We start from the raw sequence: 17,520 nt of genomic DNA on the forward strand, positions 1-17,520 counted from the left end.
CCGGCGGCTTCTTCTGACCTTGGCGGCAGAGTAATTCACCGGATGAAGAATTGCGATCAGGTCGAGAGGATGGCCGTGACGAATTGATCCAGGTCGCCGCCTTCGGGGAAGCGGTGACCGACGACGCCCGCGCGGCGCGCCGCCTCCATGTCCGAGGGCTGGTCGCCGATCATCAGCGAGCGGGCCGGGTCCAGGTCGTGCTCGGTCATGGCGCGCAGCAGCATGCCCGGATTGGGCTTGCGGTCGGGATGGTCGGGGTGGCGATAGCGTTCGTCCACGGCCTCGGCGTGGTGGGGGGCGGCGTAGACGGCGTCGATGCGGGCGCCGCTTTCGGCCAGCCGCTGGACCACCAGGGCGTTGAAGCCGTGCATGGTCTCTTCGCTGAACAGGCCGCGCGCCACACCCGACTGGTTGGTGACGATGACGACGACATAACCCGCGTCATTCAGCCGCTTCACCGCCTCGGCGGCGCCGGGGATCAGCACCAGCTGGTCGGGGCGGTGCGGATAGCCGCAGTCGACGATCAGGACGCCGTCGCGGTCGAGAAAGGCGGCGGGTCGCTTCATGGGGCGGCTCATGCAGGGTCCGTCAGCAGGGCCGAGAAGGCGCTCATCAGGTGATAGAGGGTCGAGGCGGGCGCCGAAGCGTCCTGCGGCCGGCCCTCGGCGTCATAGCTGTCGACCCAGAGGCCGGGCGTCGCCGTGGCCAGATGGGTGGCGAAGACGCCGTCGATCAGGCGCAGGGCCTGGTCGGTGCGACCGCGCAGGAGGAGGGTGCGCAGGGCCTCGGTCTGAGCCCAGAGGCGCCGACCGCCGTCGCGGACCACGCCGATGCGGTCGACCTCGCGGATCATCATGCCCTGGGCGTCGAGGCCGTTGGTCAGGGCCGAGGCCAACAGGGCCTGAGCCGGTCGTTCGTGGCCGTCGAGGCCCAGGCGGCGGGCCTGCTCCAGCAGCCAGACCCACTCCAGGTGATGGCCGGGCTCGATGACCTGACCGGCGCCGCCGGGCGCGATGGCCCAGTCCGCAGTGAAGAACTCGCCTAGCATCAGGTGTTCGCGGTCGAAGAAGCGGGCGGCGAACAGGTCCAGCACGCGGCGCGCCGCCGTCTCGAAGGCGGGCTCAGGGGCGATCGCCTGCCAGGCCAGCAGGGCCTCCAGCATGTGCATGTGCGGATTCTGGCGACGGGGCAGGACCGGGGGCAGGGCTTCATGCCAGCCGCCGTAGGCCGGATCGGCCATCCCCGCCTCGATGGCGGCGAGGGTCGAAAGCGCGAGGGGCAGGGCGCGTTCGTCCTTCAGCACGCGATGAGCGGCGGCCAGGGCGAACAGGACGAAGGCCAGGTCGTAGAGGTCGGGCGTAGGATCGATCACGGCGCCCGCATCGTCAACGGCGCGCACCCACAGGTCGTCGTCCCGGCGGTGGTCGCGGATCAGGGCGTCCAGCCCGCGTCGGGCGATGGCTTCGCCCCCATTTTCCTCTTCTGGCCAGCCGAGGGCGGCGGCTTCGCAAAAGACATAGACCTGGCGCGCCTGCACCCGCGTGCGGCGGGGGACGCGGGTAATCGGGCGGCCGTCGAAATCCAGCTTCTCGAAAAAACGGCCCTCGGCGTCGATCCCGGCCGACGCCCACAGCGGCAGGGCCTGGTGGAACAGCCAGTCACGGACCCGGTTCTGTGCGTTCGAAAGCGTCATGGTCAGCCGGGCTTAGGCAGGGTTGCCAGTTTTGCCAAGCATGGCTTTCGTTGCAACCGGCAACGCGAAGTGACCCTCGCGGGTTTGTCGAGAGCCCCCGGGCTTTGGTAGGAGGCGCTCAAGATAGTTGATCCGCCTTCGCGCCCGCCCGCCGAACCCGAGTTCCGCCTGCGCGGCCCCTACCGAGAGAGCGACCCTTCATGACCATTCCCTTCATCGACCTTCAGGCCCAGCGGCTTCGCCTCGGCGGCAAGATCGAGGCTGCCGTTCAGGAGGCCGTCGTCGGCGGCGCCTGGGTCATGGGCCCGCAGGTGCGCCAGTTCGAGGCCGATCTGGCCGCCTTCGGCGCCGCGAAGCACGCCCTGGGCTGCGCCAACGGCACCGACGCCCTGGCCCTGCCGCTGATGGCCTGGGGCATCGGTCGCGGCGACGCCGTCTTCGTGCCCAGCTTCACCTTCGCCGCCACCGCCGAGGTGGTGCCCTGGTTCGACGCCGAGCCGGTCTTCATCGACGTGGACGCGACCACCTACAACATGAGCCCCGCCCATCTGGAGGCGGCCATCGAGGCGACGCTGAAGGAAGGCCGTCTGACGCCGCGCGTGGTCATCGCCGTCGACCTGTTCGGCCAGCCCGCCGACTACCCGGCCATCAAGGCCATCTGCGACAAATACGGCCTGAAGCTGATCTCGGACTCGGCGCAAGGGTTCGGCTGCACCATCGACGGCGAGCATCCGCTGAAGTGGGCCGACATCACCACCACCAGCTTCTTCCCGGCCAAGCCGCTGGGCTGCTACGGCGACGGCGGGGCGGTGCTGACCAATGACGACGACCTGGCCCAGTTGATCGATTCCATCCGCGTGCACGGCAAGGCGGTGGCGATCGACCTGAAGGACAAGACCTTTGACCACGACCCCAAATACCTGAACATGCGCATCGGCCTGAACAGCCGTCTGGACACCATCCAGGCCGCAGTCCTGATCGAGAAGCTGAAGGTCTTTGGGCAAGAGATCGAGTGGCGCAACGCCGCCGCCGCTCGCTACAACGAGGGTCTGCGGCCTCACGTCGCCGCCGTGCCGGACGTGCCGGCGGGCAATGTCTCGAACTGGGCGCAATATACGATCGAGCACGAGGACCGCGACGGCCTGGCCGCGCACCTGAAGGCCGAGGGCATCCCCACGGCGGTCTATTATCCGATCCCGCTGCATCTGCAGCCCGCCTACGCCCACTATCCGCGCGGCCCGCAGGGCCTGCCGGTGACGGAACGCCTGATGGAACGCGTCATCAGCCTGCCGATGCACTCGGATCTGGACGAAGCGACGCAGGATCGCATCATCGCCGCCGTCGCCAGCTTCAAGGCCTGATCTTCATGACCCAGCACACTTCCCCCAATTTTGGGCCCCTCAAGATCGGCGTCGCCGGCGCCGGCGTCATGGGCCGCAACCACGCCCGCGTCCTGTCCGAACTGCGCGACGTCGAGCTGACGACCGTCTTTGATCCCGACGCCGTGACGGCCGAGGGCGTGGCCGAGGCTTACGGCGCGACCGCTGTGACGACCGCTCAGGCCTTTGTCGCCGCCGGTCTGGACGCCGCCGTCATCGCCACGCCGAACCGCTTCCACGCCGAGCTGGGCGTGGCCCTGCTGAACGCGGGCGTGCATGTCCTGGTCGAAAAGCCCATCGCGGCCACGACCGCCGACGCCCAGGCCATGATCGACGCGGCCAAGGCCAACAACCGCGTCCTGATGGTCGGCCATGTCGAGCGGTTCAACCCGGCGGTGGACACGGTCAAGCGCGCCATCGACGGCGACGAGATCATCTCCATCCAGATCACCCGCGTCGGCCCCTTCCCGCCGCGCATGGGCGAGGTGGGCGTGGTCATCGATCTGGCGGTGCACGACATCGACATCATCCGCCACCTGACGGGCTCCGAGGTTGTCGAGGTCCAGTCGCTGCTGGGCCACACCCACGCCTCGCGCGAGGACTCGGCCCTGCTGCAGTTCCGCATGGCCAATGACGTGATCGCTCACATCACGACCAACTGGGTCACGCCCTACAAGACCCGCACCTTGCAGGTCGCCACCAAGAACCGCTTCATTGTCGCCGACCTGATCACCCGTCAGGTGACGGAGTATTTCGGCCAGCAGCCGGATGGTTCCTACTCGACGCGGATGCTGAACTCGTGGCCCGCCGAGCCGCTCAAGAAGGAGCACGAGGCCTTCGTCCACGCCATCCGCAGCGGTGAGACTGCGGCGGTTTCGGGCGAAGACGGTTTGCGCAATCTGGAAGTCGCCCTGCGCTGCCTGGGCGAGCCCTAGGCGTTCGGCGCGCCGCCGGGCCGGAAGGTCAGGCGGCAATGCAGGCGGCCGTGAGCATAGTCCATGGTCGCCGACCCGGCGAGCGTCGTGCGGATGCTGGTGTCGATCAGGCGCGAGCCGAAGCCTGTGCGCGTCGGCGGCTCGACCTCTGGGCCGCCGTGCTCGATCCAGTCCAGCGAGACCAGGCCGTCGTCGTCGAGGCCGCTCCAACGGACCTCGACCCAGCCCGCCGCCTCGTTGGGACATTTCAGCGGACCGTATTTGGCGGCGTTGGTGACCAGTTCATGCAGGATCAGGCCCATGGACAGGGACTGTTCGGCGCCCAGGGTCACGTCCGGCCCTGTCATGCGCAGGCGATCCTCGGCGTAGGGGCGAAATTCCTGAACCAGAAGATCGCTTAACCGCGCCTTTTCCCAACCGTTGGCGGTCAGAAGGTTGTGGGTGTCGGACAGGGCGATCAGCCTCGCCTCGAACAGGCGCATGAAGTCCTCGACGCTGCTGGAGCGGCGCGCGGTCAGGGCGGCGATCGACTGGATGGTGGCCAGGGTGTTCTTCACCCGGTGGTTCAGCTCATTGATCAGCAGGCGCTGGCGATGCTCGCTGGTGGCCAGGGCGGCGAAGGCCTGATGGCGGTCGGTGACGTCGGTGATGACCCCGGCCAGCTTGATCGGCTTGCCCGACCGCGAGCGGATCAGCCGACCCCGCACCTGAAGCCACCGGCCGCTGTCGCGGATCTGATATTCTGCGGCGTAGTCGCCCTCTCCCCTGAGGGCGCGCTCCAGGGTTTCCGTTCGGCGGGCCATGTCCTCGGGCTTCAGCTTGCGGGGAAGGTCGCGCGCCGAAAAGGGCTCGCCGCGGGCCAGGCCGAGGTATTTGCGCGCCCGGCCGGACAGCCAGAGGTCCTGCCGTGGAAGGGCCAGCTCCCAGTAGCCGACCCCGCCCGCGTCGATGATGGCGATCAGCTTGTCACGCTGGTCCACCATGGCGACCGCCAGGGCCAGAAACAGGATGAGGATCGTCACCCCGGCGACGCCGACGGCCAGCAGCAGAGGCGGGGCCCCGGGCGGGTCGAGCGTGGCGGCGGTCTGGCTCGGCGCGACCGTCAGGGCCGCCATGGCCACATGGTGCATCCCGACCACGGCCATGCCCAGGACCAGGGCCGCCGTCAGCCGCCACAGCCGTGAACGGTCCTGATTGACTGCGAACAAGGCGGCGATCGAGGCCAGAAGAGCGACAGCCGCCGACACGGCGACCAGTCCGGGCGCATAGGTCAGAGCGGCCGACGTCTGCAGGGCCGCCATGCCGACATAGTGCATGGCGCAGATGCTGGCGCCCATGACCAGGCCCGCCAGGATCATGCGAGGAGGGTTTGCGCGTCCTGCCGCGATGAGGAAGGCGAGGCTGGATCCGGCGACCGCCAGAAGGAAGGAGATGATGGTCAGCGTCAGGTCGTAGCGGACCGGCGAACCGGCGTCGAAGCCCAGCATGGCGATGAAATGCATCGACCAGACGCCGCCGCCCATGGCCGTCGCCGCTGTGCCCAGCCAGGCCAGGCGCTCGCCGCCCTGGTGGGACCGCACCTGCTGAAACAGGTCCAGGGCCGTCCAGGCGGCGAAGACGGCGACCAGAAAGGACAGGCCGTCGAAGACGGAAACCCCGTGAAGGTGCACTGTCCAGCCTCCCTCGATCTGACCGTGCCCGGACTATGGTTACTGGAGCGCCGTTATCCTGTCCTTGTCCAGCACCGGAAACGGGTGAGGCTCAGGCCTTCACCATCTGCATGCCAAGCCATTCGGCGATCAGGGCGGGCTTGTCGCCGCCCTCGATCTCGACGGTGAGTTCGTGCTTCAGCAGCCAGCGGGTCACGCCGTCCTGGGCGCCCTTGTCCTCGGCGGACAGCAGCTTGAAGCGGCCTCGCACCTTCGATCCGGCCGGAACGGGAGCGAGGAAGCGCAGCTTGTCGAAGCCGTAGTTGACCCCCATGACCACGCCGTCCAGCGGCGCGACGGCGTCATAGCTCATGGCCGAGGCCAGGCTGAGGGTCAGGAAGCCGTGAGCAATGGTCCCGCCGAAAGGCGTCGCCCTGGCCCGTTCCGGGTCGACGTGGATGAACTGCTCGTCCTCGGTGATGCGGGCGAAGGCGTCGATGCGGGCCTGATCGACCTCTATCCAGCGGCTGACGCCGACCTCTTGGCCGACCAGGGATGGCAGATCGCTCGGCTTTGTCATCGGGCCCCTCCGTTTGATGCAGCCTTGCCTGCGTCGCGGACGGGCGCAAGAGGCCGCGTCAGGCCTTGAAGCGGTCCTCGATGACGGCGCTGAACAGGCCCGGATCGACGTTGCCGCCGGACAGGACGATCCCGGTGGTCAGGCCCCTGGCTGCGACCTTGCCCGACAGAAGCGCGGCCAGGGACACGGCGCCGCCCGGCTCGATGACCAGTTTCAGCCAGCGGAAGGCGAAACGCATGGCCTCGGCCACCTCGGCGTCGGTGACGGTCGCGGCGCCCGACAGGCATCGGTTGATCGGCCAGGTCAGTTCGCCCGGCATGGGGGCCATCAGGGCGTCGCAGATGGAGGGAGCGCCTTGCGGGTGGGCGGTGCGTTCGCCGGCCTCCAGCGAGCGGCGGGTGTCGTCGAAGGCTTCGGGCTCGACGACGATGACGCGGGTCTGGGGGCTCTGTTCGGCCATGACCAGATTGAGCCCGGCGATCAAGCCGCCGCCCGAGGCGCCGCAGAGCAGCTGGTCCATTTCGATCCCGGCCTGCTCCAGCATCTCCAGCCCGACCGTGCCCTGGCCCTCGATGATGAAGGGGTCATCGAAAGGCGGGACCAGGATGGAGCCGCGTTCAGCCGCGATCTCGGCGCCGATGGCCTCGCGGCTTTCGGTCCAGCGATCGTAGAAGCGCACCTCGCCGCCGAAGGCGCGAACGCCCTCGACCTTCACCGTCGGGCTGTCCGAGGGCATGACGATCAGGGCGCGGGTTCCCACCGCCTGCGCCGCCGCCGCCACGCCCTGGGCGTGGTTGCCCGAGGAATAGGCCACGACGCCGCGCGTCTTCTCCGCGTCCGTCAGGCGGCTGATGCGGTTGTAGGCCCCGCGAAACTTGAAGGCGCCCGCGACCTGCAGCGTCTCGGCCTTCATCAGGACGCGGCCGCCGACGGCTGCGTTCAGGGCCGGATGCTCGATCAGCGGCGTGCGCACGGCGGCGGGGGCGATCTGGCGGGCGGCGTCGAGGACGCCGGAGAAGGAGGGCGTGTGCATGAGTTTCCTCTTACGCTCAGCCTGCGCCTCTGCATAACTCTCCTGATGCAAGCGAACATGATCCTCGCCATCGACCAGGGCACGACCTCGACGCGGGCCATCGCCTTTGAGGTGTCGCCCGAGGGGGCGTTCCATTCCGTCGCGGTCAGCCAGATCGAGCTGGCGCAGCATTTCCCGCAGTCGGGCTGGGTCGAGCATGACGCGGCGGAGATCTGGCGCGCGACGCTGCAGACCTGTCGCGAGGTTGTGCGAAAGGCGGGGGGCGTGGGCCGCTTCGCCGCCGTGGGCATCACCAATCAGCGCGAGACCGCGGTGCTGTGGGATGCGACGACCGGCGAGCCGCTGCACCGGGCCGTCGTCTGGCAGGACCGGCGCACGGCGGACGTGACCACGCGGCTGGCGGCGGACGGGCATGAGGCGGCGGTGCAGGCCGCGACCGGCCTGATCCTCGACCCCTATTTCTCGGCCTCGAAATACGCCTGGCTGCTGGACGCCGTGCCGGGCGCGCGCGAGCGGGCGGTCAAGGGCGAGGTCAAGCTCGGCACCATCGACGCCTGGTTGATCTGGAAGCTGACGGGCGGCGCCAGCCACGTCACCGACGCCACCAACGCCAGCCGCACCAGCCTGATGGACCTGAAGACGCTGCAGTGGCGGTCTGATCTTTGCGACCTGTTCGATGTGCCGATTGAGGCCCTGCCCGAGATTCGGGGCTGCGCCGATCATCTGGGCGACTGCGACGCCAGCCTGTTCGGACGGGCCCTGCCCATTCACGGATCGGCGGGGGATCAGCAGGCGGCCCTGGTCGGGCATGGGGCGCTGGCGGCGGGCGACGCCAAGATCACCTATGGCACCGGGGCCTTTCTGGTCGCCAATGTCGGGGATCAGCCGGTGGTCTCGACCTCGCGGCTGCTGGGGACGCTCGGATATGCCGCCGATGGTCAGGTCGCCTACGCCCTGGAAGGCTCCATCTTCTCGGCGGGGTCGGCGATCCAGTGGCTGCGCGACGGGCTGAAGGTCATCTCGGACTCGCGCCAGTCCGAGGCCATGGCCCAGACCCTGAAGGACAATGGCGGGGTCTATCTGGTGCCGGGCTTCACCGGTCTGGGCGCGCCCTGGTGGCAGCCCGAGGCGAGGGGGACGGTCATCGGCCTGACCCGCGACAGCGGCCCGGCCCACTTCGTCCGCGCGGCGCTGGAGAGCCTGGCCTATCAGACGCGCGATCTGCTGGACGCCCTGAAGAAGGACGGGGCGCCGTCGCTGACGCGGTTGAAGGTCGATGGGGGCGTCACCGCCAACGCCTTCGCCATGCAGTTCGTCGCCGACATCTGCCAGGTCGAGGTCGAACGTCCGGCCTTTCAGGAGATGACGGCCATGGGGGCGGCGCGGCTGGCGGCCTTCGGCGTCGGCCTTACCAGCGAGCTGTGGACCGCGCCGCTTGAGGCCCCCGCCGTCTGGCGCCCGCGGATGGGCGACGAGGAACGGGCGCGGCTGCTGAAGGGCTGGCGCGGGGCGGTGAAGGCCGCCATCATCGCCGCTGAATGATCGCACGCGCGCCGCAGAGCGCCGGCGAGGGAGACGAACCATGACCGACAGTCTGGATGCGCAATCGGCCTTTTCCGGCACGCGCGAGGTGGACGAGCGCTATCGCCTCGACGAGGCGGCGCTCGATGCCTGGCTGACCGCAAACGTCGAGGGCTACGCCGGGCCGCTGACGATCCGCCAGTTCAAGGGCGGCCAGTCGAACCCCACCTATGAACTGACCACGCCGGGGCGGGCCTATGTGCTGCGTCGCAAGCCCCCGGGCCTGCTGCTGGCCAGCGCCCACGCCGTGGACCGCGAGTTCACCGTCATCTCGGCCCTCCATGCGCAAGGATTTCCGGTGGCGCGGCCCTATGTTCTGTGTACGGACGAAGACGTCATCGGCTCGATCTTCTATGTCATGGACAAGGTCGAGGGCCGGGTTTTCTGGGACCTGAAGCTGCCGGGTCTGGCTCCCGCCGAGCGCCGCGCCATCTATGAGGCGCAGACGGATACGCTGGCGGCGCTGCACGCCTTTGAGCCCGCCGCCATCGGTCTGGGCGACTATGGTAAGCCGGGCAACTATTTCGCCCGCCAGGTCGGACGGTGGACCAAGCAGTATCGGGCTTCAGAGATCGCGCCCATCCCGGCCATGGACCGGCTGATCGCCTTCCTGCCCGACAGCCTGCCGCCCGAGGGGCCGACGCGGATCGTCCACGGCGACTTTCGCCTCGACAACATGATCCTTGATCCGGTCGAGGCGCGCGTGCGGGCGGTGCTGGACTGGGAGCTGTCGACCCTGGGCGATCCCATGGCCGACTTCTCCTATCTGCTGATCGCCTGGGTCATTCCGGCGTCTTTGCGCAACGGACTGGCCGGGGCGGAGCTGAAAGAACTGGGCATTCCCTCGGTCGAGGAGACGGTTGAGCGCTACGCCGCAAAGACCGGCACGGCGCCGCCGCAGAACCTCGACTGGCTGTTCGCCTACAACCTGTTCCGGCTGGCGGCCATCTGTCAGGGAATCGCCGGTCGGGTGCGCGACGGCACCGCCGCCAGCGCCCACGCCAGGACCATGGCGGCCCAGGTCGGACCCCTGTCGGAGGCGGCCTGGAGCTTCGCCAGGAAGGCCGGCGCGTGAAGCTTGGCGATAATTAAAACAGTTTTTGTTGCGGTTGGATTTGTGAAACGGCGCCGGAAGCCCTACCTTCCGGTCTGGAGCATTGATCAAGATGTCTGACAGCCAAAGATTCCCCGTCGCCGCCCACGCCCTGGCCTATCTGGCCCACAAGGGCGCCTATTCGGCTGCGGACGCCGCGCCCAGCGCCGTTCTGGCCGCCTCGGTGCCGACCAATCCGGTGGTCATTCGCCGGGTCACGGCCCTGCTGGCCAAGGCCGGGCTGATCGCCACCCGCCCCGGCGCCTCGGGCGGATCCTGGCTGCTGCGCCAGCCCGAGACCATCTGTCTGGACGAGGTGCTGAAGGCGGTGAACGGCTGCGCCCATCTGGGTTCGACTCCCGCAGGGGCCAAGGGCTGTCCGGTGGGCGAGCACATCCCGCGTCAGGTGGCCAAGGCCCTGACCGCCGCCGATCAGGCCGCGGGCGCGGCCCTGTCCAAGATCACCATCGCCGACCTGCTGGAGGCCGACCCGGCCTCGCTGCGCGACTTCGCGCCGCATTCGTCCTGCCCCGTCGCCGCCTGACGCGCGTCGCTTGGGGGAGCATCGCCGAACCATCCTGATCACGGGGGCCAGCGCCGGCATCGGCGCGGCGCTTGCCCGTGTTTGCGCCGCGCGAGGATACGACCTGATCCTGACCGCCCGGCGCGAGGGGCCGTTGCAGGCCCTGGCCGAAGACCTGACGGCGCGGTACGGCGTGAGCGCCAGCATTCTCGTCGCTGATCTGGCCGAACCGGGCGCGCCCGCCGCTCTGGTCGAGGCGATGGCGGCGCGCGGGCTGAGCGCCGACGGCTTGATCAACAACGCCGGCTTCAGCCGCACCACGGGCTTCCTGGCCACCGATCCCGCCGACCACGCCGCCATGATCCGCGTCATGCTGACGGCGCCGGTTGAGCTGTCGCGCCTTCTGCTGCCGGGCATGGCGGCGCGCGGCTGGGGCCGGGTGCTGAACGTGGCCTCGCTGGCCGGACAGATGCCGGCGACCGGTGGGGACACCCTGTACGGCCCGATCAAGAGCTTCCTGATCAAGGCCTCGCAGGGCCTGTGGCTGGAGACCCAGGGGACGGGGGTCCATGTCACGGCGCTCTGCCCCGGCTACACCTATACCGAGTTCCACGACGTCAACGGCTCGCGCGAACAGGTCTCGAGCGCCTATCCGAAATGGATGTGGATGGAGGCCGACCGCGTGGCTCGGATCGGCTGGGACGCGGTCGAGGCCAATCGCCCGCGCGTCACGCCGGGCGTCGCCAATAATGTGCTGGCGGCGCTGGGCGGTCTGCTGCCCGACAGCCTGGCGCTGAAGATGGTCGGCGGTCACGCCAGACGGCTGGACCGGCTTTAGCTAACCTTCTTCCGTCATCCCGGATAAGCGCTTCGCGCTTTCCGGGATGAGGCGCTTGAGGTGTTAGTGACCGCCGGCGGGGTAGGGCGCCGTCACGCCGATGCTGAACATGCCGGGGATGGCTTCGCCCAGACCGGCGATGATGAACTGGATGGCCAGGGCGCACAGGATCAGGCCGAGCACGCGGACCACGATGGCCATGCCGACGTCGCCGAGAATGCGGCTGATCGGGCCCGTGCAGGCGAAGCAGATGAAGGTGACGACGCAGGCGCCGACCATGGCGATCAGCGACGAGGCCGTGCCCGCCGCGCCCAGCTTCTCGGCTTCACCGGCGTTGATGATGATGGCCGAGATGGCGCCGGGGCCGATCATCAGGGGAATGGCGAAGGGCACGATCAGGCGCTTGAAGCGGCGCTTGGCGTAGCCGCGCACGTCCTTGGCGTCGGTCACGGCGTCGGCGTCGGCGAAGATCTTGAGGAAGTCCTCGCGCGCCATGTCGAGGCCGAGCAGCAGCAGCAGGATGCCGCCGGCGATGCGGAAGGCGGCCAGGGAGATGCCGAAGAACTGCAGCAGGCCGAGGCCCGTGAAGAAGAAGAAGCCCAGGAAGACCGCCGCGAAGGCGCAGATCATGGCGGAGACGGTGATGCGCTGACGCAGCGAGGCCCCGGCGGTGGCGGCGGCGAAGATCGGCACATTGCCGATGGGGTCCAGCAAGGCGAACAGCGCCACGAACAGGTTGACCCCCAGATCGACCGCGTTCATTGCTTGCCCCCGCCTTAAATCCCGCCGCGCGACCCGCGACCCTTGGTCTCACCTATCGGGGCATCCGCGCGCGCCTGCAACCCGCCGAGAGCCGGAAATGTCCGAAGCCCATCCAAATCGCCCGTTTGATCCCCGCGTCATCTGCGCCCTGGACGTGCCGACGACGGACGAGGCCCGCGCCCTGGTCGAGCGGATCGGCGACGCGGTCGGTTTCTACAAGGTCGGGCTGCAGCTGTTCGCCTCGGACGGCATGGGCCTGGCGCGCGAGCTGAAGGCGGCGGGGGCTCAGGTCTTCCTCGACTGGAAGCTGCACGACATCGGCGCGACGGTGGAGAAGGCGACGGCGGTTCTGGCCAATGCGGGCTGCGACCTGCTGACCGTTCACGCCCGGCCGCAGGTGATGGCGGCGGCGGCGCGCGGGGCGGCGGGCTCGGATCTGAAGATCCTGGGCGTCACGGTCCTGACCAGCCTGACCGAGGAGGACCTGAAGGCGGACGACCACAGCCTGTCGGCGGCGGATCTGGTCGAACTTCGGGTGCGGCAGGCTCTGGAGGCCGGGATCCACGGCGTGGTCTCCAGCCCGCACGAGGCGGCGCGCGTGCGCGAGATCGCCCTGGCGGCGGGCCGCGAGAACTTCCTGATCGTGACGCCGGGCGTGCGGCCGACCGGCGCGGCCCTGGACGATCAGGCCCGGGCGGCCACCCCGGCCAGCGCCCTGCAAGCCGGCGCCACCCATCTGGTGGTCGGACGTCCGATCACCGCCGGGGCTGATCCGCGCGCGGCGGCTCAAGCCATTTCGGCCGAGATCGCGCTGATCTGATCGCGCGCAACCTGTTGATCCACGTGAAACAAAAAGGGCGGCCTCCTCGCGGGGGCCGCCCTTTGTCGTGATCAGCCCCGCTCACCGGGCTCCTGCATATAGGGCCGCTCGCTCGACGACCGGTGATGGTGCGGCGGCGGAGGGGGCGGGGGAGGCGGCGCGTCGGGCACGGCGTAGTAGCCCTGGTCGAAGTTCACGATCGGAGGCGCGGCCTCGACGCGCGGCGGGGCGACATGGACCTGGGGCCGGGCGACCTCGACCTGGGCCGGGGCGACGCGGACATCGGCGGGCGCCACATAGACGGGCGGCGGGGCGACATGGACGCGCGCCGGTTCGACATAGACCGGAGCCGGCTGCACATAGACCGGCGGGGATTCCACATAGACGGGCGGCTGCGAGACATAGACCGGAGGCTGGCTGACATAGACCGGCTCGGGACGATAGTGGACCGGCTGAGGCGGCGGGCCGCAGCGGCAGTCAGAGGCGTAGCCGCCGCCCTGATAGCCCTGCTGATAGTAGTTTTGCTGAACCTGGCCGCGGGCCCAGGGGTAGCGGCCATAGCCGTCGACGACATAGCCGAAGGGCATGGAGCGGGACACGCCGCTGTAGGCGTAGCCGCCGTGGCGGATCGGCTGCTGTTGCGGGGCGACGACGACGGGCGGGCGGTGACCGGCGCCGCCGTAACCGTAGCCGTAGCCATAGGCCTCGACCGGGCCGTAGCCGCCCTGCCAGCCGGTGTCGCTGTAATAGGTCTGGACCCGGCTTTCGACGATGGGGCCGCGATGGGCATAGGCCTGCTGGGCGTAGCCGGAGGCGGCGTTATGGCGCACCTGGCGCTGATGGGCCTCGGCGGTTCCGGCGGCCAGCAGGGCCGCGCCGACGGCGATGTATGCGACTGCCTTCATGGCCACGCTCCTTGTTTCAGCCGCAAAGGTTAATGCGGTTTCGGCCGAAGCGTTCACTATTCTCCCCTCGGGCGAACGGAGTCCGGCTCAGAAGTCGACGGCCAGGCCCTTCTTCTCCCAGTCGCCGTAACGGGTCGGCTCGGGGCCGCGCGGGCCGCCGTGCTCGGTATCCAGCACCGGCGCTTCGGCCGCCTTGCGACGTTCGGCCGCTTCCATGAGGGCGCGACGCGCGATCGCGTTCAGGGGCCGCTCAGGCGTGGCGTGGGGCACATCGGCGTTGAAGGCGGGGGCGCCTTCTTCGGCGGCGTCGTCGTCTGCGGGGGGCGGGGTGGGCTGTTCGGTCACAGGGGGACTGCCTTGAGGGCGAGGATACAGGGCCTCACATAGACGTTCAGGACTTCTTCGCCACCCCTGACGACGCCCGGACCCGATGAACCATCTCAAGACCTTCGCCCTGCTGGCCGTGATGACCGCCCTGTTCATGGGGATCGGCTATCTGATCGGCGGCGCGACCGGCATGATGATCGCCCTGCTCGTGGCGGCGGGGATGAATCTGTTCAGCTACTGGAACGCCGACAAGATCGTGCTGAAGATGTACAAGGCGCAGCCGGTGGATGAGACCCATCCCAACGCCGTGGTCCGCGCCTATGTCGCGGACATCAGGCAGATGGCGGCCGACGCGGGGCTGCCGCAGCCGACCATCACCATCATTCCCAACGACCAACCCAACGCCTTCGCCACGGGCCGCAATCCGCAGAACGCCGCCGTGGCCGCCACCAGCGGTCTGCTGGACATGCTGACGCGCGAGGAGGTGAGGGGGGTGATGGCGCACGAACTGGCCCATGTGAAGAACCGCGACACCCTGACAATGACGGTGACGGCGACGGTGGCGGGCGCCATCGCCATGCTGGCCAACTTCGCCATGTTCTTCGGCGGCGGCGACGATCGCGAGCGGCCGGGCGGCATGATCGGGACCATCGCCCTGATGCTTCTGGCGCCCATGGCGGCGGGTCTGGTGCAGATGGCCATCAGCCGCGCCCGTGAATACGAGGCGGACCGCGTCGGGGCTGAGATCGCCAACGACCCCCAGGCGCTCGCTTCGGCGCTGCAAAAGATCGAGGCCTATGCGCGGGGGGCGGTGAACGCCCCGGCCGAACGCAATCCGGCCACGGCCCATATGTTCATCATCAATCCGCTGAACGGCAAGGGCGCCGACAACCTGTTCTCGACCCACCCGGCCACCGGCAACCGCGTCCGCGCCCTGATGGAGATGGGGGCGAAGATGGGCATGAGCCGACGCCCGGCGGCGGCTCCCGTCGCAGCCGCCCCGTCGGGCGGCGCGCCCCGGACCAGCGTGCCGACCACGCCCTCGGCGCCGAGCGCGTCGCGCGGTCCCTGGGGCTGATCGACTTTGCGCCTTCGGGCGTAAACGGTTAGAGCGCGCGCATGACCGACAAGTCCGAACCCGCCGATCTGCCCGCCTTCGACAGCGACCGCCCCGAGTGGGCCCAGGCTCACGGCCCGCTGCGCTCGTTCGGGCGCATCAAGTCGCGGCCGATCAAGGCGCGTCAGGCGGCCCTGTTCGACACCCTGATGCCTCGGATCGCCGTGCCGGACCCTGCCAAGGGCCCGATTGACCCGGTCGCCCTGATGCCCGAAGCGAAGGAAGTCTGGCTCGAAATTGGCTTCGGCGGCGGCGAGCATCTGGCCGAACAGGCGACGCGCAACCCTGAGGCCCTGATGATCGGCTGCGAGCCCTTCCTCAACGGCGTGGCCTCGGCGCTGCGTCATGTGGAGGAGGGCGGTCTGAAGAACGTGCGGCTGCACGCCGACGACGCCCGCGCCGTGATGACGGCCCTGCCGGACGCCTCGCTGGACCGGGTGATGATCCTCTTCCCCGACCCCTGGCACAAGGCGCGCCATAACAAGCGCCGCTTCCTGCAGGACGAGACGGCGGTGGAGATCGCCCGCCTGCTGAAGCCCGGCGGTCGCGTGCGTTTCGTCACCGACTGGCTGGACTATGCCGAATGGGCCCTGGAGCGGCTGGATCGCACGCCTGGCCTGACGCGGATCATGGCCGAGGGCGAAGACTGGTTCGCGGTCCCGGCCGACCACGTCGTCACTCGCTATGAGGAAAAGAAGCTGGGCGACACTACGCCGATCTTCCTTGAGTTCCGGCGCGCCTGAACGGTCTGAAGTCCGGTACTGAGGCGTCGGGCGTTACGGGAAATTACGCAAGGGATATTCCGCAGGCGCCGCTTCGCCTGCCGTTTACCCGTATCAACGATTTTCGCTGAAATTTCGTCAGGGGAGGCGCGTCGTCGCTCGCCTTCTGACGGGACCTCCGCGCGGCCGCCCCGGGCCGTCGGCGACGCCTGACCTTTTTCAAGCTTGATCCATCGTGTCGGCGCGCGCCGGTGCGCGTGCAGTAACAGGACTAATCCCGGTGAATCTGGACAACGTAAGAATTTCGCGGAAGCTGGCGGGCGCCTTCGCCCTGATCGTGGCGGTGATCATCGCGCTCGGCGTGGTGGTCTTCATGCAGGTGAGCGCGCTGGAGAAGGCCAAGGAGACGGTGGCTCTGGCCGAGGCGGTCACCGCCAAGACCAGCCAGCTCAAGCGTGCGGTGGACCAGCAGGAAAGCGCCGTCCTGGCCTATATCCTGACCGGAAAGCCGGATCACCTGGAGCGGATCGAGCGGCACAAGGGCGGCTTCCGTGACGGCGTCGCTGAAATGAGAGCTATGACCGCGCATCTTCCGGGCGCCGGCCAGCGTATCGATGATCTGGTGAAGGCCGTGAGCGCCTATCAGGCTGCAGTCATTGATCCCGAGGTGCGTCTGGCCAGCCGTCCGGAAACGCGGGCGGAGGCCATGGCGCTGACGGAAAGCGCGATCCCCGACCAGTTCATGGAACCCGTCGACGCGGCCTTTGATGCGATCGTTGAGGCCCAGGCCAATCGCAAGAAGGCGGCGGTCGAGGATCAGAGCCAGGCCTTCGCCGCCACCAAGGTCGCCTTGGGCGTCGGCATCCTTTCGGCTCTGGCCCTGTCGATCCTGTTCGGTCTGGGGCTGGCCAAGATGATCGCCACGCCGATCGCGGCCATGACCTCGGCCATGCGCCGTCTGGCCGGCGGCGACAAGACCATCATCGTGCCCGCCGTGGGCCGCAAGGACGAGGTCGGCGAAATGGCCGGCGCCCTGCTGGCCTTCAAGGACGCGGCCATCGCCAACGAGCGTCTGGAAGCGGAAGCGGCGGCCCAGCGCGCCGCCGCCGAGGAGGAGCGTGCGCGCGTCGAGGCCGAGAAGGCCCGCACCGCCGAGGAGGACCGCATCGCCGTGACGGCCCTGGGCCAGGGTCTGCAGGCCATGGCCAACGGCGATCTGACCCACCGCATGACCGCCCAGGTGGCGGCGCGCTCGGAGCAGCTGAAGACCGACTTCAACACCGCCATCGCCCAACTGGAGCAGGCCGTGGCCGTGGTCGTCGACAACGTGGCGGCCATCCGTTCGGGTTCGAGCGAGATCAGCCAGGCCTCCGACGACCTGTCGCGCCGCACCGAGCAGCAGGCGGCCTCGCTGGAGGAAACCGCCGCCGCCCTGGACCAGATCACCGCCACGGTGAACCGCACCGCGGACGGCGCACGGCAAGCCTCGGGCGTGGTCCAGTCGGCCCGCGGCGACGCCGAGAAGAGCGGCGTCATCGTCCGCGACGCGGTCGAGGCGATGAA

General features: G+C 69.0%; 18 protein-coding genes. 10 read left to right on the plus strand and 8 right to left on the minus strand.

Going from position 1 to position 17,520, the window contains the following annotated elements; all coding sequences use genetic code 11:
* Positions 1–56: 56 nt before the first annotated feature.
* A complete protein-coding gene (locus ACI2KI_RS13460; RefSeq protein WP_404620824.1) occupies positions 57–566 on the minus strand; it encodes a D-glycero-alpha-D-manno-heptose-1,7-bisphosphate 7-phosphatase in 510 nt (169 codons plus the stop codon).
* 8 nt (positions 567–574) lie between these two features.
* On the minus strand, positions 575–1,693 hold the full coding sequence (locus tag ACI2KI_RS13465; protein ID WP_404620826.1) for an AGE family epimerase/isomerase: 1,119 nt from the start codon (positions 1,691–1,693) through the stop codon (positions 575–577).
* 200 nt (positions 1,694–1,893) lie between these two features.
* On the opposite strand from ACI2KI_RS13465, the gene ACI2KI_RS13470 reads away from it, so the two are divergent.
* Together ACI2KI_RS13470 and ACI2KI_RS13475 are read left to right on the plus strand one after the other, a co-directional pair.
* Positions 1,894–3,054, plus strand: a complete 1,161-nt coding sequence (locus tag ACI2KI_RS13470) for a DegT/DnrJ/EryC1/StrS family aminotransferase (protein ID WP_404620828.1) — start codon at positions 1,894–1,896, stop codon at positions 3,052–3,054.
* Between the two features lie 5 nt (positions 3,055–3,059).
* A complete protein-coding gene (locus ACI2KI_RS13475; RefSeq protein WP_404620830.1) occupies positions 3,060–4,007 on the plus strand; it encodes a Gfo/Idh/MocA family oxidoreductase in 948 nt (315 codons plus the stop codon).
* On the opposite strand, the gene ACI2KI_RS13480 is transcribed toward ACI2KI_RS13475, so the two are convergent.
* The 3 genes from ACI2KI_RS13480 to ACI2KI_RS13490 all read right to left on the minus strand — a co-directional run bounded on the left by ACI2KI_RS13480 (position 4,004) and on the right by ACI2KI_RS13490 (position 7,269).
* Complete coding sequence (locus ACI2KI_RS13480; protein ID WP_404620832.1) at positions 4,004–5,677, minus strand: MHYT domain-containing protein; 1,674 nt, start codon at positions 5,675–5,677, stop codon at positions 4,004–4,006. The genes ACI2KI_RS13475 and ACI2KI_RS13480 overlap by 4 nt on opposite strands.
* A gap of 91 nt (positions 5,678–5,768) precedes the next feature.
* Positions 5,769–6,236 (minus strand): MaoC family dehydratase, encoded by a 468-nt coding sequence (locus ACI2KI_RS13485; protein ID WP_404620834.1) that lies wholly within the window; start codon positions 6,234–6,236, stop codon positions 5,769–5,771.
* A gap of 58 nt (positions 6,237–6,294) precedes the next feature.
* The gene (locus ACI2KI_RS13490) at positions 6,295–7,269 is read right to left on the minus strand and encodes a threonine/serine dehydratase (protein ID WP_404620836.1); all 975 of its coding nucleotides are present in this window, start codon (positions 7,267–7,269) and stop codon (positions 6,295–6,297) included.
* 57 nt (positions 7,270–7,326) lie between these two features.
* On the opposite strand from ACI2KI_RS13490, the gene glpK reads away from it, so the two are divergent.
* From glpK to ACI2KI_RS13510, 4 genes are all read left to right on the plus strand, one after another.
* On the plus strand, positions 7,327–8,811 hold the full coding sequence (gene glpK, locus ACI2KI_RS13495; protein ID WP_404620838.1) for a glycerol kinase GlpK: 1,485 nt from the start codon (positions 7,327–7,329) through the stop codon (positions 8,809–8,811).
* A 40-nt stretch (positions 8,812–8,851) separates the two neighbouring features.
* Entirely contained in the window at positions 8,852–9,925 is a 1,074-nt protein-coding gene (locus ACI2KI_RS13500; protein ID WP_404620840.1) for a phosphotransferase family protein, read from the plus strand.
* Positions 9,926–10,016: 91 nt separating this feature from the next.
* Positions 10,017–10,487, plus strand: coding sequence for an Rrf2 family transcriptional regulator (locus ACI2KI_RS13505; RefSeq protein WP_292031913.1), 471 nt, complete (start codon positions 10,017–10,019; stop codon positions 10,485–10,487).
* A gap of 10 nt (positions 10,488–10,497) precedes the next feature.
* Positions 10,498–11,304 (plus strand): SDR family NAD(P)-dependent oxidoreductase, encoded by an 807-nt coding sequence (locus tag ACI2KI_RS13510; RefSeq protein ID WP_404620842.1) that lies wholly within the window; start codon positions 10,498–10,500, stop codon positions 11,302–11,304.
* Positions 11,305–11,367: 63 nt separating this feature from the next.
* On the opposite strand, the gene ACI2KI_RS13515 is transcribed toward ACI2KI_RS13510, so the two are convergent.
* Positions 11,368–12,066, minus strand: a complete 699-nt coding sequence (locus tag ACI2KI_RS13515) for a MarC family protein (RefSeq protein ID WP_292084741.1) — start codon at positions 12,064–12,066, stop codon at positions 11,368–11,370.
* A 97-nt stretch (positions 12,067–12,163) separates the two neighbouring features.
* On the opposite strand from ACI2KI_RS13515, the gene pyrF reads away from it, so the two are divergent.
* Positions 12,164–12,886 carry an orotidine-5'-phosphate decarboxylase gene (gene pyrF, locus ACI2KI_RS13520; RefSeq protein WP_404620845.1) on the plus strand — a complete coding sequence of 241 codons (723 nt, stop codon included), beginning with the start codon at positions 12,164–12,166 and terminating at the stop codon, positions 12,884–12,886.
* A gap of 71 nt (positions 12,887–12,957) precedes the next feature.
* Here pyrF and ACI2KI_RS13525 read toward each other — a convergent pair whose 3' ends face one another.
* Both ACI2KI_RS13525 and ACI2KI_RS13530 read right to left on the minus strand, forming a co-directional pair.
* Positions 12,958–13,791, minus strand: coding sequence for a hypothetical protein (locus ACI2KI_RS13525; protein WP_404620847.1), 834 nt, complete (start codon positions 13,789–13,791; stop codon positions 12,958–12,960).
* Between the two features lie 87 nt (positions 13,792–13,878).
* Positions 13,879–14,136 carry a DUF1674 domain-containing protein gene (locus ACI2KI_RS13530; protein WP_312064417.1) on the minus strand — a complete coding sequence of 86 codons (258 nt, stop codon included), beginning with the start codon at positions 14,134–14,136 and terminating at the stop codon, positions 13,879–13,881.
* Between the two features lie 85 nt (positions 14,137–14,221).
* Here ACI2KI_RS13530 and htpX point away from each other — a divergent pair, with 85 nt between their 5' ends.
* From htpX to ACI2KI_RS13545, 3 genes are all read left to right on the plus strand, one after another.
* Positions 14,222–15,196 carry a zinc metalloprotease HtpX gene (gene htpX / locus ACI2KI_RS13535; protein WP_404620849.1) on the plus strand — a complete coding sequence of 325 codons (975 nt, stop codon included), beginning with the start codon at positions 14,222–14,224 and terminating at the stop codon, positions 15,194–15,196.
* Between the two features lie 41 nt (positions 15,197–15,237).
* A complete protein-coding gene (trmB, locus tag ACI2KI_RS13540) occupies positions 15,238–15,978 on the plus strand; it encodes a tRNA (guanosine(46)-N7)-methyltransferase TrmB (RefSeq protein ID WP_404620851.1) in 741 nt (246 codons plus the stop codon).
* A 259-nt stretch (positions 15,979–16,237) separates the two neighbouring features.
* Positions 16,238–17,520: CHASE3 domain-containing protein (locus ACI2KI_RS13545; protein ID WP_404620853.1), on the plus strand; the 1,283-nt coding region annotated here is incomplete at its 3' end.

Source organism: Brevundimonas sp. NPDC046655 (assembly GCF_044901625.1).
Classification (GTDB): Bacteria; Pseudomonadota; Alphaproteobacteria; order Caulobacterales; family Caulobacteraceae; genus Brevundimonas.

Excerpts from the sequence above, each read along its gene's own strand:
- htpX (WP_404620849.1), top strand. The coding sequence starts at position 14,222 with ATGAACCATCTCAAGACCTTCGCCCTGCTGGCCGTGATGACCGCCCTG.
- trmB (WP_404620851.1), top strand. The coding sequence starts at position 15,238 with ATGACCGACAAGTCCGAACCCGCCGATCTGCCCGCCTTCGACAGCGAC.
- glpK (WP_404620838.1), top strand. The coding sequence starts at position 7,327 with ATGATCCTCGCCATCGACCAGGGCACGACCTCGACGCGGGCCATCGCC.
- ACI2KI_RS13525 (WP_404620847.1), bottom strand. The coding sequence starts at position 13,791 with ATGAAGGCAGTCGCATACATCGCCGTCGGCGCGGCCCTGCTGGCCGCC.
- ACI2KI_RS13515 (WP_292084741.1), bottom strand. The coding sequence starts at position 12,066 with ATGAACGCGGTCGATCTGGGGGTCAACCTGTTCGTGGCGCTGTTCGCC.
- ACI2KI_RS13470 (WP_404620828.1), top strand. The coding sequence starts at position 1,894 with ATGACCATTCCCTTCATCGACCTTCAGGCCCAGCGGCTTCGCCTCGGC.
- pyrF (WP_404620845.1), top strand. The coding sequence starts at position 12,164 with ATGTCCGAAGCCCATCCAAATCGCCCGTTTGATCCCCGCGTCATCTGC.
- ACI2KI_RS13490 (WP_404620836.1), bottom strand. The coding sequence starts at position 7,269 with ATGCACACGCCCTCCTTCTCCGGCGTCCTCGACGCCGCCCGCCAGATC.
- ACI2KI_RS13475 (WP_404620830.1), top strand. The coding sequence starts at position 3,060 with ATGACCCAGCACACTTCCCCCAATTTTGGGCCCCTCAAGATCGGCGTC.
- ACI2KI_RS13465 (WP_404620826.1), bottom strand. The coding sequence starts at position 1,693 with ATGACGCTTTCGAACGCACAGAACCGGGTCCGTGACTGGCTGTTCCAC.
- ACI2KI_RS13485 (WP_404620834.1), bottom strand. The coding sequence starts at position 6,236 with ATGACAAAGCCGAGCGATCTGCCATCCCTGGTCGGCCAAGAGGTCGGC.
- ACI2KI_RS13505 (WP_292031913.1), top strand. The coding sequence starts at position 10,017 with ATGTCTGACAGCCAAAGATTCCCCGTCGCCGCCCACGCCCTGGCCTAT.
- ACI2KI_RS13460 (WP_404620824.1), bottom strand. The coding sequence starts at position 566 with ATGAAGCGACCCGCCGCCTTTCTCGACCGCGACGGCGTCCTGATCGTC.
- ACI2KI_RS13500 (WP_404620840.1), top strand. The coding sequence starts at position 8,852 with ATGACCGACAGTCTGGATGCGCAATCGGCCTTTTCCGGCACGCGCGAG.